This is a genomic window from Enterococcus sp. BWT-B8 (assembly GCF_020567625.1).
In the GTDB taxonomy this organism is placed as follows: Bacteria; Bacillota; Bacilli; order Lactobacillales; family Enterococcaceae; genus Enterococcus_L.
Window position 1 is genome coordinate 76,876 of the sequence record NZ_JAJDJV010000013.1, and the last position, 16,195, is coordinate 93,070.

Below are 16,195 nucleotides of genomic sequence, written 5' to 3' on the forward strand. Positions count from 1 at the left end.
ATGACCGAAAAAATCTTAGATAAAAAAACATTGACAAAATCCTATCATAGATGGATGATGTACAATTTGGTTGCTATGAGTTTTGAATTTTTAGAAGCAATGGGCTTTGCACTTTCGATGGAGCCGGTAGCTGACAAACTTTACAAGGATGAACCAGAGAAGAAAAAAGAAATGTTGGAACGTCACACCGCTTTTTATAATACAGAACCTCAAGTCGGTGCATTAATCAATGGAATCGCAGTTGGACTTGAAGAACAAAAAGCAATGGGGAATGCTGGTATCACAGGTGAGCTGATTAACAGCTTAAAAATTGGCTTGATGGGTCCTCTAGCTGGAATTGGAGATTCGATGGTGCCTGGAATGCTGATTCCCATTTTATTATCAATCGGAATGGGGCTTTCCGCTAATGGTAGTAGTTTAGGTGTTTTTTTCTACGTCATTTCATTTAATAGTATTGTTTATTTTGGTTCACGCTATTTATTTTTTAAGGGGTATGAGCTTGGAGCAGAGTCAATAGATGTTTTTACTGGCGAAAAAGCACAACAAATAACAAAAGCAATTACAGTATTAGGAATGACAGTGATCGGCGGTGTAGCAGCCTCGTATGTAAATCTTGAAATACCAGCAAAATTTGCTTTGACGGGAGCGGAAATTGATATACAAGCAATATTAGATGGGATTTTTCCTAAATTAGCACCATTGGTAGTAATTTTTACTTCGTGGTATTTAATGGCTAAAAGAAAAGTTTCCCCAGTTAAGCTGATTTTTATCTATTTCATTGTCGCATTTGCTGCAGTTGGTCTGGCATATTTACTTTAATAAAGGAGCGGATAGAGCTGAAAAATCGAATTGTACTTGTAAGTCACTTTGGTCTTGCTTCCGGTATGAAGAAAGCATCGGAATTTATTGTCGGTGAACAGCCAGAGCTTTATGCAGTAGAATTAGATGAGGAAGGTATCGAAGCTTTTAAGAAAAAGCTATCATTTTTACATGACCATGCTTTTGACGGACAGACTATCATTGTCAGTGATATCCCCTCAGGTTCACCGGGAGCCGCTGCGTATAGTTTGCTGAACGAAATTAATAATGTTCATTTAATCAGCGGGATGAATCTGCCGCTGATTCTTGAGTTAGTTCTGTCTGGGGGAATAAAACCAATTGCTGAGCTAATTTCGGACGCAGTCCATTCTGCACGGGAAACGATTCAAGATTATACCATTGTTCCCGAAAAAGGAGAGGGTGAGGATGAGTTTTAATTCTGGATTAAATATTTGGTTGAATGAAGCAGAATTAAAGCTGGAATTTGGTGAAGGTCTATTTTATCCTGAACGAGCAGAGAAGCGCCATTTAAATGACATTCGCAGCAGTTTATTGAATAAACATGCTGAGGGACCGGAAGTATTATACACAATCGCAATGGATGTAGGGAAAGAAGGTCATTATAAAGACTTAAAGAAACGAAATCTGCTTTATGGTATCGTTGCCTATAATGACGGGTTAATTGGAAATGAGCTGGTTCGCAGCCAAGGACATATTCATGCCGTTTCTCCCTCATGTCAGTCATCTACACCAGAAGTATACGAAATTTTACAGGGTCAGGCATATATTTATATGCAGGAATTTGTAGGTGAAGTTCCTGGACATTGTATTGTTATTGCAGCAAAACAAGGAGATATCGTGATTGTTCCACCAAACTGGGCACATTATACAGTTAATGCCAGCATAGATGAAAAAATGCTTTTTGGAGCCTGGTGTATTCGTGATTATGCGTTTGAGTATAAAGAAATAAGAGAAAAACAAGGTCTGGCCTTTTATCCGGTGATGGAAAATAATCAAGTTAAATGGTTGAAAAACAACCATTACAGAGAAGCAAAATTGATAGAAAAAACAACAAGGCTATATCCTGAATTTGGTTTATCAAAAGAAAATATATATGTTCAGTATGAAAAACAACCATCACTTTTTGAGTTTGTTACAAAACCACTAAATTATCGACATTTATGGGAGAATTTTCAGCTATAAAAAGGAGTGAGGAAATGATTTGTTTTAATAAAGAGCAGGTTTGTTTAACTGGAAAAGACGTGATACGTAAACAAACAAAGCTTAAAAATTATGCAAATTATTATCAAATGGTTTCTGAATCGGAAGATTTTGAGAAAGTCATTTATGAAGTGGAATACCATGATAATGGTCTAATAGAAGGTGTAAATGGCGGTTTATTTTTTGGAATTTCACATATAATGTCGGGAAAAATTGGTAATGAATATCATATGACTAAAGGACATATCCATCAAAAAAAGGATACTGGAGAATATTACTGGGGACTAAAAGGGGAAGGGTTGCTTTTGTTAGTTTTTAAAGATAAGACCTATCGATTAGAAGAAGTCAAGGAAGGTTCTGTCCATTATATTCCTGGAAATACGAGTCATAGGCTGATTAATACAGGTACTGAGAAATTATCTGTCGGTGCATGCTGGTTAACGGAATCAGGACATGATTATCTGAATTGTGATTTTCCAATCAGAGTAATAAAGAATGGAGAGAAAGCTGTTGAAATCATCAATTGTACGTCCCAAGATAAAAATGAATAAAAAAGCATCTGTTTTAACAACATATGAGGATATTGTCTATTTTATAAAACAAAAATCAGAACATAAAAAGAATTTTACACTTGCGATTGAGTGTTATCCGGTAACTAACGAGCAATTATTGCTGGAAAAAATTATTACACCACTCCAACCATCGATGACGCTCCATGCGGATGAACTGTTTATAAAGGCAGAGGAGATCAACACGAGGATTCAGGAAAATTTAACAGATGATCGAATATTTGGTTTGATGAGTCATCATAAATTAACAGATTTCATTGATAAAGAAAACGTTAAAAATATCTCAAAACGCTTGGAAGAACAAACGAAGAAAGGCGGATTCACTGCCATTTATGGAATGGGTGCCTCACTTTTAGAGCAAGTGGATATGGTGATTTATGTAGATCTAGCCAGATGGGAAGTTCAAAAACGTTACCGTTCTGGGAATTATAGCAATTGGTTGGCGAATAATGCAGGCGAAGATTCTCTAAAAATGATTAAACGCGGCTATTTTTTTGAATGGCCTTTAGCAGATTGTTATAAACAAGAAATTGTGGATAGCATTGATTATTTACTAGATATTCATGATGAACAAAGTCCTAAATTGATTGCTTATGATGATTATTTGCAAGGATTGGCAGAAGTTGTTTCTCAGCCCTTTTCTTTAATACCATTTTTTGATCCAGGTGTTTGGGGTGGGACTTGGATGCAGAAGCAATTCGGCGTTGGTTTAACAGAGAAGAATTTGGCGTGGAGTTTTAATGGTGTCCCAGAGGAAAATAGTCTATTGTTGGATTTTTCAGGAACATGTGTTGAAGTTCCGGCAAATAATTTAGTTTTTAATTATGCAGAAAAATTGCTGGGAGAACGGGCTTTTGGTCGTTTTGGTCACGAGTTTCCAATTCGTTTTAATTTTTTGGATACGATGGATGGACAAAATCTCAGCTTGCAGGTACATCCAAAGGTTGACTATGCTCAAAAAGAATTTGGTGTCAATTATACACAGGACGAAAGTTACTATGTACTAGAAGCAAAGAATGATGCTGTTGTCTATTTAGGCGTGAATGAGGGTGTGAAAAAAGAAGAACTGATCCATGCTTTAAAGGAAGCCGAAAAAGGCGAAACAGGATTTGATGATGAAAAATACATTTATCGTCATACGATGGCTAAACATGACCATTATTCTATCCCAGCTGGAACGATTCATTCCAGCGGAAAAGATGCTGTTATTTTAGAAATCAGCGCTACTCCAAATCGTTTTACTTTTAAATTGTGGGACTGGGATCGTGTAGATTTTGATGGTTTGCCTCGACCTGTCAATATCGATCACGGTGAACCTAATATTGATATCTATAAGGATGAACAGTGGGTCAAACGAGAGTTGATCAATCCGTTTACAATTATAGATCAAGGAGAAGGCTGGGTTGAAGAAAAGACGGGGCTTCACGAAACGGAATTTATTGAAACAAGACGCCATACTTTTAGTAAAAAAGTGAGACATGAGAATCATGGCAGTGTTAACGTGTTGAATCTGATTGAAGGAGACGAAGCTTTAGTCACTAGTCCGGAAGGGAAATTTGAACCGTTTCTTATCCAATATGCTCAAACATTTATTATTCCGGCAACTATCGACAACTATGAAATAGAGCCTTGTGGTGCAAGTGCAGGTCAAACAATTAAAACAATCAAAGCATTTGTACGGTAAGATTACTGAGTAAGGAGGAGTTTGGGACAGAAATAAAGTTCCAAACTCTCTTCATATCTACACCCGAATAAACGGCGGTACAAAAACAACTCCTTCGGAATTAAGCCGAACTATCCTGAAAATATGAGGAGCTATTTTCGGATATTCCTTCTTAATTCTCGGAGCTGATCGTTTTTGTCCCGACCTCTCTTGTTTATTGAAGGCTGGTTGATTGCAAGGGTAAAATACGTTTGTTATTAATAAAAAACGAGTTTAATTTATTAATTATTTCAAAATTTTATTTTTTTTTACTGAAAATATGTTGAAAATGTTTGTGGAATATTGTATTTTTGTACGAGTGGAAGAATATTCTGCTGATAAATCTAAAAAAATACATAGTGAAATGAACAATTAATTATAATGAAAATGAAAATTAATTGACATTTATAGATATGGAAGCATCAATTATATAGTATCTAAAATAAAGTCACTTTTCTGAAAAAGACTTTTTGGAATAACACATATAGAAGAAAGGAGGACGTTTTTGAACAAGCTTACATTATTGATGTCGATTTTATTGCTTGGGAATGGAACAGGGGTTTCAGGATTAAGTGTTTTTCAACCAGTTGCTGAAGGAAGTCCAACAACCGAGGTAAACACGGAAGCTGCAAAACAGGCAGATGATGTAAATCAGGAAATAGAAACTTCGGAAGGCTTGGAAGAAACGACCGCGTCTTCATCGGAAGCAGATCCCGAATCTGAAATAGTAACAACAGAAGAAAATCAAATAGAAACAAGCTCGACAGAAACTTTCTCAGATAAGGAAGACGATGATCCTCCGAAAGAAAAAGCTTCAACCTTTGCGGATGGATTACAGGATGAAGATGGTTACTGGCTGGCTGGCGATTTGGCTACACTGAGAACATATATTGTGACGGACAAGAAAAAAGAAATTCGGCTGACAGCTGACATTGATATTGCTGCAACAGCATTACCTCTGTATGATGGATTTGTTTTAGATGGAGCGGGTCATACGATTACTTACAATAAAGGTATACTAGCTGCTGCAGGATTTTATCTACAGGTTACAGGAGCAACTGTTACGATGAAAAATATTAATTTTGGCAACCCAGACGGCTCAGGAGCTGTCGGCTACTATGGGATTATTACCTGCTACGATGCTAATCCAAACATAAACATGATTTTTGAAAATATCAATTACATAACTACAAACGGTCAGCCGTTATACAATATAAATGGGAAGATTATTTTTAGAGGAAACAATACATTTAATCAAACCGGCTCAGGATATTCTCAGGAATGGGCAGAGGCTAATTACATAGAAGTAGAGTCTGGAATAACCAATGTTTACCATAATACTACCGCTAGCTATGGCTTTATTTACGCTCATGGGACGAATTCCAATAGTCCCTATGCCAGTTCAATAAATGTTGTTGTACGTTCGGGAGCAGTATTTGACGTAGAAACCAGCCATGCTTTTTTTTACAGTGCAGCAGCGAGTTATGACCAATCAATTATTGTAGAAGATAATGGAACATTAAAAGTAAAGCAGACATCAACAAACTCGGTGAAAAGCCGGTTTATCTATCCGAATTTAGGAACGAGTGCAGCGACAGATTTTTGTTTTGGTAAAAATGCCAATGTTCAACTGGATTTAAAGGGATCAATTCCTTTGTATAGCTCCAGAGGCGGAATGACTGTTGGTGAAGGTGCAGTGTATGAAATGAATGTTGAAGAAGGTCAAATGTTTTCCTTAAGCACTTTGGGAACATTTTCAATGAATATCGATAATGTAAAAAGAGCTGCTTTTAATGGTACAGCAGATGGAACATTAGGTATTCGAAGCAGCAATACTGCAATCAGCAATCTTTCTTTTCGGGGAACGAACCGGATCAAAGTGGATGCGTATAGCAATGCCTCCACAGAGCTGCCAAGCACTACCTTTAATAAAGTGGACACAGCGTTATACGTCTCGAATACGACTTACCAAAATGTATCAGGAGATACACTGAGTGCGCCAGAATTAAGTGCGTTCGCAACCTCCAAACGATTGGTTTTTTCCAGTGTGTGGGTACCAGACGTTCTTTCTGTAAGCGTGTCAGATGAAAGCAGTCAGGGAGCGACATTGTCTGTCAACTCTGAAAATCACGGACTTCCTGCAACTAAAGTAATATATTATCTCTTTACAGAAGAGAAGGATATCGGTGTGCCGGAAAAAGCAAAATATATTTATACACTGACTGATTTATCTCAACAAGCAGATGGATTCTACAATTACGATGCAGATGATCTAAATCCTAATACGAAGTACTGGATGCAGGTAGTTGTTTCAAATACAAACGGTCAGGGTGACTGGTCAGGTCCGATTTCATTTGCCACAGATCCTGGTCTGAAGTCATTGGAAATAATAAATGATGAAGATCTGACGGAAACAACTGCGAAGATTTCTGGTGCTTTTGCCAACAACACTGGTTTATGGACAGATTTTAGCAATGGCGTAGACAATCCTGCTGGAAACCAGACAGCTGACTTCGGTGCCAGCTTTACGGATGCACTGATTCAACTGGAATACAGCAGAAACAGTGATTTTTCAAATGCAGAAAGTATTTCAGTAGAAAATAGATTTGGGGATAATGACAGTCAGTTTACTGAAGAATTAATCGGTTTGCGTCCGTCTGCAACGTATTATGTCAGAGTCAGAGCAACAGCGGTTTCCGGTAGAGAGATTGTACTTCCGCTGGTTTATGAATTTGAAACAAAGTATGGTGAATATATTGATGTGTCAATACCTGTAGAGATGTTGTTTGGTACAGATAATTCAGAAGCAGCAACTGAAAGTGCTGGAACAATTTATAGTAAAGGCGCCTCCTATGAAGTCGTTAATCAGGGGAATGTGGACACAGCTGTTCAGGTCACAGGTTTTACCCCCAAAAATAAAGCAGCAGAAAATCTTAAATTACTTCCGGACATGAATGGTCAAGTCGCCTCCAACCAATTAGCATTGAAGCTCTTAATGAGCGGTGCTTCCAGCAGTGAAATATTCCTAACACCGGAACTTCAGATAAGTCCGGTAATGATCGGGATAATGAATACAACCGATGAAAATAAACTGCAGTTGGATTTTGGCGGAAAGTTCTTTAATCCTGTAGGAGAAGTACTATTGCCATCTTATACAATGACGCTGAGGTTTGAAAAATCAGAATAGGAGAGATTATTATAGAAAAGCAGAACACAACAAGTAATAATAAGAAAAAATGGTTAGGGCTGGCTCTGTTATTATTTTTACTGATTGGCGGCGGTGTGTATTACTATTTCACACAGCAGGAAGAACCAGTTCGGATAGTATCCGGGGATTATCTGCCGGATGCAAAGGAAGCGCAGAAGATGACGGACAAACAGATAAAAGCAGCCGAGCAGAAAATGGTAGATGCCAGCAAGTTCAATATGGTCATCAAACCGGAAGCAACTTTTGCTTCTGGAAATGAAGAAGGAGATATCTATATTCAAAATCCTGAACATAATGCTTACCCAATCAACGTGGTTATTGCTTTGGATGAAGATGGTAAGGAAGTATATTCTTCCGGTGCTGTTGAACCGGGCTATGAGATAAAGAATGCTGTATTAGATGTAGCGCTGGCCAAAGGAGACTATCCAGCAACAGCAACATTTAATATTTATGATCCGGTAACAAAACAGAAGCAGGGGCAGGTTCAAGCAAGCATTATGATTAACGTCTTAGCATAAGAAATGAGTTTAGCAGAATATTCATTCTGTTGACATAAATAAAAAATTATAGAGGAGAAACACATTTATGAAATTAAATAAGAAATTAGTCGCAGCAGCAATGGTTTTAGGTACGGGATTTGCAGGAGTTTCTGCAGCAGGCTCAACTGCAAATGCAGAAACATTTGACGGAATTAATACAGGTGACATTGAAATTAATGGAACAATCGGAAAAATGGATAACACAGATCCGGAGACTGATTTGCCGGAAGGTTCAGATGACTGGATTAACATCACGGTTGATACAGCGACAGCATTCCATACAACAATTGCTTCAGATCATACAGAGATTGAATCAGCTGACTACAGCATTCAAAATAATTCAGGTCGCGGTGTCGCAGTTTATCTGTCTTCACTGACAGGAACACCAAACTATGTGACACAATTAACGGTTAATCCAGCAGCAGCTTCAACTGCTTTGGTTTCAACTCCGGCAGCTGTTAATTTGATTGATGGAGGAGCAGTTGCATCAATGCCGGCAATGCCATGGCTGACGCTGGCAAATAATGAAGGCCGTCTGAATCTTGTGAGTGACGCTGCAGATACATATGGAAGCGAAGCCACATTCCACTATACAGGAACAGTTGAAAATGCACCGGCAGTTGCAGAATCAGAAAACTATACATTAACATTGAAATTTGCTTCTGTACAAGCTGACGGTACAACAATCGGCAGATAATTAAGCATTATAGCAGCAATTCTGAGGGAGAGGTCACAATGAAAAAGCACTGGTCTAACAGAATACTCTTTATCATTCTCGTGATTTTTTCTCTTGGATTTTCCTGGTTCAACTAATGCCAACAGTGCTTCGGTTGAAATTAGTGGGAAAGTTGGAAGAGGAATAACTACTGAGAGCTCTGTGATTCCAGAAGAGTCTGATTCAACCGAACCTTCAGAGGAACCTGCTTCACCAAAAGAAGATACTATTTTTGGAGGGCGGCTACCAAATGCTGGTGAACATAGCCTATATTTATTAATGTTCATTAGAATTGTCGTACTTCTGCTGTTTGCTCGGGCAAGTAACAGAAAGAGCAAAGAAGATGAACGAAGAGGCAGGGGAATCTTCCTTTGTCTTTTTTTCGATTCTATCAAAAGCTGAGAAACAATTCTTGGAACCGTGAGTCTTATTTGTGCAGGAACATTTGCTTGTTGCATGTTCGAAGATCATACAAGATGTGCTATATATTTAGTTTATATAAAATATAAAAGCTATACAGCATTTGAAACACATCGCAGTGATTCTGAATGGCTGACCTAATTGTATAATGATTGGCTGAGAGAGAACTGAAAATATCCTCATTTATTTCAGTATGTGCAGTAAATCACTTGTCTAATCTTGAATAAACAAATATACTTTATTATGTATAACTGAATAGCGAATGACTGCCTAGCTCCATTCAAACAAATAGTTGAAACAGGAGTATAAAGGCGACCTTATTTAAAAAAAGGAAATATTTATTTTTTGGACATACATTTGTGAATCTGATCACGAATTTGTCATTTATAGTATTGTATGAAAAAAAGTTTTAGGGGGAATCAACGTGAAAAAAGGAATGGTAAAAAACTGCATTTTGGGGTTCTCGGCAGTGCTGCTTTTGGGTGCTTGCGGAGGCGGCAACACAACAAAAGAAAGCAGCGGGAGTTCTTCAAGTTCAACTGGAAGCTCAGCTGAAACGGTCTCAGGTGCATCTCAGCAGGAGTACACAGATCCAAGCAAGCTGGAAGATGAGTATGATATTGTTATTGTGGGTGCAGGCGGAGCTGGAATGGCGGCAGCTTTATCAGCAAAAGAAGCTGGAATGAATCCGGTAATTTTTGAGAAGATGCCTTTTGCCGGAGGGAATACACTGAAATCCTCTGGTGGGATGAACGCTTCTGAAACAAAATTTCAGAAAGAACAGGGGATTGAAGACAGCAATGATCTTTTCTATGAAGATACGCTGACTGGTGGAAAAGGAACCAACGATAAAGAATTGCTGCGTTATCTTGTAGATAACTCTGCAGCTGGTATTGAGTGGCTGGATTCAATGGGGATTACACTTGATAATATCAGTTACAGCGGCGGAGCGAGTGTGAAACGAATTCACCGCCCGACAGACGGTTCAGCAGTAGGCACGTATCTGGTTGCCGGCTTGATTAGAAATATTCATGAACAGGAAATTCCGATATTTGTCAATTCAACAGTTACTAAGATAAATGAAAAAGACGGAAAAGTAACGGGAGTGGAAGTTGATGTTGAGGGTGAAACAAAAACAGTTTCTGGAGATGCTCTGATTATAACTACTGGAGGATATGGTTCAAACAAAGAAATGATTGAAAAATATCGTCCGGATTTGAAAGGATATGTGAGTACAACATCTGAAGGCAGTACCGGTGACGGTATCACAATGATTGAAAAGCTGGGCGGAGCAACCGTGGATATGGATCAGATTCAGGTTCACCCAACAGTTGTTCAGGAAACAGGAATGCTGATCAGTGAAACCGTTCGTGGAGAAGGTGCCATCCTTGTGAATCAGCAGGGAGAACGTTTCTATAATGAGCTTGAAACAAGAGATAATGTATCTGCGGCAATTACTGATTTACCTGAAGGTTATGCTTATTTGATTTTTGATGATGCTTTGGCAAATCGGGCGAAACAGCTGGAGTATTATAAAGAGCAAGGCGTAGTTATAGAGGCAGATACGATTGAAGCATTGGCAGAAAAAATTGATGCAGAACCTGAGATATTGAAAGCTTCGTTGGATACATGGAACAAAGCAGTGAAAGATCAGAAGGACCCGGACTTTGGCCGAGAAACTGCGATGGATTATGACTTAACAGAAGCACCTTACTATGCGATTCAAATAGCTCCCGGTATTCACCATACAATGGGCGGCGTGAAAATTAATAAGGACACACAGGTCTTAAAAGAAGATGGCTCAGCAATTGAAGGTTTGTATGCTGCCGGCGAACTGACGGGTGGAATTCATGGTCAGAATCGAATTGGCGGAAATGCTGTTGCAGATATTATTGTATTCGGACGTCAGGCGGGAACAAAATCTGCTGAATTTGCTGGAAAAGCAGCTGAATAATTTATCTTCATGAATGCGTGAATAACTGTAAGTAGCTCTGCTTGGCAGATGTCTATTTACAGTTTTTTGATTATCATATCCCCTTCTATCTGTTCCTTCCTGCTTGGTAACTGGATAGAAAGTTTCTGATAGTCTAAGCTGTTTTTTTATTCAGTTAGTAACTTTATTGATTTTCCGCATAGCATTGACTATAATTTTGAGGAATCACTTAGAAGATAGGTACAGAAAGGAATGAAATCGATAAAATTTGTTCAGCAATTATCAAGTACACCATTGATTTATTTATTAAGATAAAGATAGGAGAAAGGGGGGAAGAACATGCTGCAGCAGTTAAATCAGTTGATGGACTACATCGAACAGCATCTGACAGAAGAACTTTTTATTGAAGATGAAGCTAAACGTATTGGGCTGTCAGAGTATCATCTCAGGAGAACCTTTTCTTTTATTGCGGGTATGCCCTTGAGTGAATATATTAAAAATCGAAAGCTGGCATCTGCAAATCTCGATTTGGTAAAAGGGGAGAAAGTCACCGCTGTAGCTTTCAAATACGGATATCAGTCAATCGAAGGATTTTCAAGAGCGTTTCGTGACTGGACGGGATATCTGCCGTCGGAAGTCAGCAAAAGCGGTCTGCAGAAGACTTTTCCCAAATGCTCCTTTTTTATTACAGTTCAAGGAGGAGAATCAATGCATGTAAAACTTGAGAAAAAAGAAGCTTTTAATCTAGTGGGGGTTACTAAGAAGGCTCCAATTCAATTTGAAGGGGAGAATAATGTAATTGTTGAACTGGCGCAGTCAATTACGGAGAAACAACGGAAAGAGATGCATGAGTTGGGAGATCTCTATCCTCATCAGGTTATGAATGCTTCCTATGGCTTTAGTGAGGGGCGGATGGAAGAGAAGGGGGAGCTCATTCATTTAATAGGATTCTTAACTACTAGTGAAAAGAAGCCGGAAACATTGGAATTGATACGAGTACCGGCGAATTTGTGGGCTATATTTCCAAATGAGGGACCATTTCCAGCAACCTTACAGGAGACATGGGGAAAAATCTATTCAGAATGGCTGCCGTCTTCTGATTATGAGCTTGTCGAAGCACCGGAGATTTCATTCACGAAGTTTGAAGATAAAAAAGAGTTATACAGTGAACTATGGATTGCTGTAAAGAGAAAATAAAAATAGTGTAAATCGCAGTGAAGATAAGCGATTCATACTTTTCAGAAATACTTCTCACTTAATGAACATTAAAAGGAAAATTACTACGGAAATACGAATCAGTACATGGGCAGTTCCCCTAAATCTGATTCGTGTTTTTCTGTTTTCTAATGTGCTGCAAACTTGTATCGTAGCAAGAATGATGTGTAAAAGTATAAAGAGGAAGCTGTTTCTGATTCACTTGAGTTCAGACTTAAGTCGTATTCACACGTCATTATTTCTGCGGTATAGTTCAGGGTAAGAGGTGTTGTGCATGAGAAAATTATTCGGTGCAGCCATTGAAGTGCTGTCTGAGCTCATCTTACATTTATTTTTTAGACTTCCTGAATAGGGAAGTTTTTTGTTGCAGCTCATTAATAAATTATGATGCATGTTTCGTCCTTTAAAATTGCGTGGCAGTAATTAATAAAAGCAGTGTAAACACAATTATTATATAACGATTATGAAAGGTGGAAAGGAATAGATAATCATAAAAAGAGTAGGATTTCTCTTGTTTTTCCACATTATTTGATAAATAACAGAACAAAATTTCAACTGTAAGGTTGACTAACAGGACTTTGATGGTGTAGTTTTAATAAGCAAGTATTTTTCGTATAAGAAAAATCATTCCAGGTTATTGAGATAGTCATCTTTTAAGCTGATTCAGGTCAGAGAAAATAGATTTTCGCAGAGCAGTATAGAGATAGAGCTGGCTGCCGATTTAAAGTATAGAAAGAGGGAGGGATAGGAATGTTTAGGGTTTACAAATATTTTTTGGCTCAACCGTTGGATTGGATTTTTTGTTTTATGACAGTGGAAGAGTACAAAGCGTCTTTGAGAAAGAAATATGGTGAAAATAAGAAAGCGAACGATCGGATTTTTGGAACGGTTACAGGATTTATTGAAGAGATTGATGATCTTGTGGATTTTGCGCTCGATGATTTTGATCAGATGTTTGGAGAATATACACGGCTGAGAGTAGCACCGTTGGTATTTCCTCTTCCGACAGGAGAGATGGACGGCTCTGCTTCTTTTGCTGTTATTTTGAAAAGAGCAGAGGATGGCGATACGTTTATCTATTCATCTGTAAAACTTGCATATTTAGAATAAACATGGCAGCAGGTAAAAAAAATAAGCACTGGTTTTTAGATATAAAAATCTGAAAACCAGTGCTTATTTATGCTATTCAGTTAAAGAATCGTAGTGTACTTAATTATAAAATGCGTATGGATATTATACAGAGGATGAAGAAAAAAACAGCCAAAGTCCGGAATCGGATGAAAAATCCGAGAAAGAGCTTTGACTGTCCATTCCTGTTTATTTAAACTGATGCCAGAATTTTTTACGATAGTGGCGAATCCATAGAAAGATAAAAAGGAAAAGTACAGCAAGAACAAACAGGTTCAGCGGCCAGAAAGGCAGAAATGCTGTGGCAAATCCATAAGCTGTAAGAACCAGAATACTGCCGAATATAGTTCCCAGCATAGTAACAACAAGGCCGACACTGCCGGAACCCCTGTTAAACAGCTGAGTGATACTTGTCCAGTCCAGCAAAAGAAATTGATAATCCCTAGAAAAAAAACGCAGACAGAACAAGAAGCATCCCAAGAGTGCACCGGCTAAAAGAGCGATAATTAAAGCTGGCGGTAGTTTGAAAACAAAACCTGCAATTAATGAAATCGCTCCGGTTAGAATGCTTTGAATAATCAAACCAACTAAAAATTTCTGTTTCATATAATAATGCATGGAGATTGGCAGGGATTGTAAAAACGTAAAATTTTCCTGATCCAATGAAATCAGATTACTGATAAAGGAAGTCTGATTAACTGTCATCGCAGCTATGGCTGCGCCCGCAAGAAAAACGACACCAATAAAACGAATGTCTAGTGCACTTAAATTCAGCATTCCGCCGATTGCAAATGTAACAATGAAGATAATCGGCATCAGCAGAGAATTGGAAAGTACCTGCATGATCAAATTTGGTTCTTTTAACAACTGGAGATTGTAGCTGATATACAATTGGGATAAGCTTTGGTTGGCTTTATACGTACGTCGAATGTTTCCTTTTGCGGCAGATGCCTCAGTCAGCTGTTCGTAAAGTCTTGGTAAAATCAGTAATTTGATTCCTTCAAACAATACCAGAAGAAGCCCTAAAAGCCCTGCAAAACTAATTAATCCAGCTGTTGAAAATGGTGTTGCACTGATATGGAAAATCGGCATAAAAAATATAATTGGATTGCGGTCCATCTGCTCTATCCCTGTTGAAGAGCTTTCCATATTCATCCAGACAATCCCGATGACTGCAATAGTCATGGAAAGCCCCAATAATAAACTGGTTACCACTTTTTTATGCTTTTTGAAAAAGCTGGTTCTAGTTAAACCAAAAACAATGAGAGAACAAAAAGTAAAAACGATAGCCAGAATAAGGAGGAACAGCAAAAGTGATAGTAGGATAGTCAGCGGCATAAAAATTCCTGAACGCCAGCCGGTCATCATAAAGACAATGAACATGGGAAATACAAAGGGTGAAACGGTCATTGTCACTACTAAAATTTTTGACAGAAAAATCGTACCCTGACTAAATGGCAGGGGAAGATAAGCAGGAAGGTCCCGGCTTTCAAAAAAGATATTATAAATCACAGAAATTCCCTGTGAAAATGCTAAGATGGTGAATAATGCCACGTAATAAGTAAAGAATCCCGGCAGTTTGCTGAAATCCAGCATAAACATCGTAGTACCGTAGATGAATAAAAATGCAACGCCGGAAAACAGATACTGATTAATCAGAGAACGTGTCAGTTCTTTTCCGCTTTTTCCTTTTCTGCGGAGCTTGTCAGTAATCTGAGGATTGGCATAACGTAAATTTGTGCGCACCAATTCTGAAAGCTGCAGCTTATTCATGTTCGTTATCCTCAATGCTTTCCAGCAGCGTATCTGACTGACGTCCAGCCATCTTCAGATAAATTGCTTCTAGGGATTCATTCGGAGATTGTTCCAAAAGCTGTTTGACAGAACCGTTATAAATCAGCGCACCCTTTTTCAAAATAGCTAATTCATCACACAACTGCTGTGCTGTATCAAGAGCGTGTGTAGAAAAAATGACAGTTTTTCCCTTTTGTGCATGAGCTTTCATCAATTCTTTTAAATCAAACGCAGCTTGAGGATCCAATCCCTGCATCGGTTCATCTAAAATCCAAATATCAGGATCAGGCAGCAGGGCACCGATAACAATTGTCTTTTGACGCATCCCATGGGAAAAGCTTGCCAGGGTTTCGTCCTGATGACTCAGCATATCAAACAAAATTGCCAGCTCATTTAACCGCTGCTGTTTCTGTCCTATCTCAATTTCGTAAGCTGCTGCAATTAAATCCCAATATTCACCTGCTGTTAACTGCAGGAAGATATCCGGTGTATCTGCAACATAGGCTATTTTCTTTTTAATGGCAATTCTGTTTGCTTTCAGTTCCAGCCCATCAATTGTGATTGTGCCTGTTGTGGGCTCAATGACACTGACCAAGCTCTTAATGGTCGTTGATTTACCGGCACCGTTGTGTCCAAGAAAGCCAAAAATTTCCCCCGGTCTGATTGTTAAAGTTAAATCTTTCAGTGCTTGCTTTGTGCCATAGCTTTTACTGACATTTACTAATTCGATCATATACATCCCACCTTTTCTTATTAAATACTTCCTCTTTCATTATACGTGCAGCTTGGTATTTTTGGAAAGCGAATATGTGTTGAATTTTTTTCAAATAGTATTGTCGCAAAGATATAAGTAAATTTGAAGCAAAAGGATTTAAAAGACAATCTGACTGTCTGGCTAAAACAGATATTGGCACGGAAAATTCCAAAGAACA

General features: G+C 38.3%; 14 protein-coding genes. 11 read left to right on the top strand and 3 right to left on the bottom strand.

Features of this window, described 5'->3' with window-relative positions:
• The 8 genes from LI951_RS12275 to LI951_RS12310 all read left to right on the top strand — a co-directional run bounded on the left by LI951_RS12275 (position 1) and on the right by LI951_RS12310 (position 8,755).
• On the top strand, positions 1-819 hold the full coding sequence (locus LI951_RS12275; RefSeq protein ID WP_229442363.1) for a PTS system mannose/fructose/sorbose family transporter subunit IID: 819 nt from the start codon (positions 1-3) through the stop codon (positions 817-819).
• 29 nt (positions 820-848) lie between these two features.
• Entirely contained in the window at positions 849-1,256 is a 408-nt protein-coding gene (locus LI951_RS12280; protein WP_324254790.1) for a hypothetical protein, read from the top strand.
• On the top strand, positions 1,246-2,022 hold the full coding sequence (locus LI951_RS12285) for a glucose-6-phosphate isomerase family protein (RefSeq protein WP_229442365.1): 777 nt from the start codon (positions 1,246-1,248) through the stop codon (positions 2,020-2,022). The genes LI951_RS12280 and LI951_RS12285 overlap by 11 nt, the downstream gene beginning before the upstream one ends.
• Positions 2,023-2,036: 14 nt before the next feature.
• A complete protein-coding gene (locus tag LI951_RS12290) occupies positions 2,037-2,591 on the top strand; it encodes a glucose-6-phosphate isomerase family protein (protein ID WP_202067645.1) in 555 nt (184 codons plus the stop codon).
• Complete coding sequence (locus LI951_RS12295) at positions 2,551-4,293, top strand: class I mannose-6-phosphate isomerase (protein ID WP_229442366.1); 1,743 nt, start codon at positions 2,551-2,553, stop codon at positions 4,291-4,293. The genes LI951_RS12290 and LI951_RS12295 overlap by 41 nt, the downstream gene beginning before the upstream one ends.
• Positions 4,294-4,816: 523 nt before the next feature.
• Entirely contained in the window at positions 4,817-7,498 is a 2,682-nt protein-coding gene (locus LI951_RS12300) for a hypothetical protein (RefSeq protein ID WP_229442367.1), read from the top strand.
• Positions 7,499-7,593: 95 nt separating this feature from the next.
• Entirely contained in the window at positions 7,594-8,037 is a 444-nt protein-coding gene (locus LI951_RS12305; RefSeq protein WP_229442368.1) for a hypothetical protein, read from the top strand.
• A 67-nt stretch (positions 8,038-8,104) separates the two neighbouring features.
• Positions 8,105-8,755, top strand: a complete 651-nt coding sequence (locus LI951_RS12310; protein ID WP_202067648.1) for a hypothetical protein — start codon at positions 8,105-8,107, stop codon at positions 8,753-8,755.
• Here LI951_RS12310 and LI951_RS12315 read toward each other — a convergent pair.
• A complete protein-coding gene (locus LI951_RS12315; protein ID WP_202067649.1) occupies positions 8,695-9,231 on the bottom strand; it encodes a hypothetical protein in 537 nt (178 codons plus the stop codon). The genes LI951_RS12310 and LI951_RS12315 overlap by 61 nt on opposite strands.
• Before the next feature lie 398 nt (positions 9,232-9,629).
• On the opposite strand from LI951_RS12315, the gene LI951_RS12320 reads away from it, so the two are divergent.
• From LI951_RS12320 to LI951_RS12330, 3 genes are all read left to right on the top strand, one after another.
• The gene (locus tag LI951_RS12320) at positions 9,630-11,147 is read left to right on the top strand and encodes a flavocytochrome c (protein WP_229442388.1); all 1,518 of its coding nucleotides are present in this window, start codon (positions 9,630-9,632) and stop codon (positions 11,145-11,147) included.
• A gap of 318 nt (positions 11,148-11,465) precedes the next feature.
• Positions 11,466-12,323 (top strand): AraC family transcriptional regulator, encoded by an 858-nt coding sequence (locus LI951_RS12325; RefSeq protein WP_229442369.1) that lies wholly within the window; start codon positions 11,466-11,468, stop codon positions 12,321-12,323.
• 768 nt (positions 12,324-13,091) lie between these two features.
• Positions 13,092-13,451, top strand: a complete 360-nt coding sequence (locus LI951_RS12330) for a hypothetical protein (protein ID WP_202067651.1) — start codon at positions 13,092-13,094, stop codon at positions 13,449-13,451.
• Positions 13,452-13,658: 207 nt separating this feature from the next.
• On the opposite strand, the gene LI951_RS12335 is transcribed toward LI951_RS12330, so the two are convergent.
• Together LI951_RS12335 and LI951_RS12340 are read right to left on the bottom strand one after the other, a co-directional pair.
• Entirely contained in the window at positions 13,659-15,242 is a 1,584-nt protein-coding gene (locus LI951_RS12335; protein WP_229442370.1) for an ABC transporter, read from the bottom strand.
• Positions 15,235-15,996 (bottom strand): ABC transporter ATP-binding protein, encoded by a 762-nt coding sequence (locus LI951_RS12340; protein ID WP_229442371.1) that lies wholly within the window; start codon positions 15,994-15,996, stop codon positions 15,235-15,237. Before LI951_RS12340 ends, LI951_RS12335 begins: the two co-directional genes overlap by 8 nt.
• Positions 15,997-16,195 lie beyond the last annotated feature (199 nt).

What these genes read in the sequence shown, in the direction of transcription:
- LI951_RS12340 (WP_229442371.1), bottom strand. Translation starts at nt 15,996, where the DNA reads ATGATCGAATTAGTAAATGTCAGTAAAAGCTATGGCACAAAGCAAGCA.
- LI951_RS12315 (WP_202067649.1), bottom strand. Translation starts at nt 9,231, where the DNA reads ATGCAACAAGCAAATGTTCCTGCACAAATAAGACTCACGGTTCCAAGA.
- LI951_RS12325 (WP_229442369.1), top strand. Translation starts at nt 11,466, where the DNA reads ATGCTGCAGCAGTTAAATCAGTTGATGGACTACATCGAACAGCATCTG.
- LI951_RS12290 (WP_202067645.1), top strand. Translation starts at nt 2,037, where the DNA reads ATGATTTGTTTTAATAAAGAGCAGGTTTGTTTAACTGGAAAAGACGTG.
- LI951_RS12285 (WP_229442365.1), top strand. Translation starts at nt 1,246, where the DNA reads ATGAGTTTTAATTCTGGATTAAATATTTGGTTGAATGAAGCAGAATTA.
- LI951_RS12335 (WP_229442370.1), bottom strand. Translation starts at nt 15,242, where the DNA reads ATGAATAAGCTGCAGCTTTCAGAATTGGTGCGCACAAATTTACGTTAT.
- LI951_RS12330 (WP_202067651.1), top strand. Translation starts at nt 13,092, where the DNA reads ATGTTTAGGGTTTACAAATATTTTTTGGCTCAACCGTTGGATTGGATT.
- LI951_RS12320 (WP_229442388.1), top strand. Translation starts at nt 9,630, where the DNA reads ATGGTAAAAAACTGCATTTTGGGGTTCTCGGCAGTGCTGCTTTTGGGT.
- LI951_RS12275 (WP_229442363.1), top strand. Translation starts at nt 1, where the DNA reads ATGACCGAAAAAATCTTAGATAAAAAAACATTGACAAAATCCTATCAT.
- LI951_RS12310 (WP_202067648.1), top strand. Translation starts at nt 8,105, where the DNA reads ATGAAATTAAATAAGAAATTAGTCGCAGCAGCAATGGTTTTAGGTACG.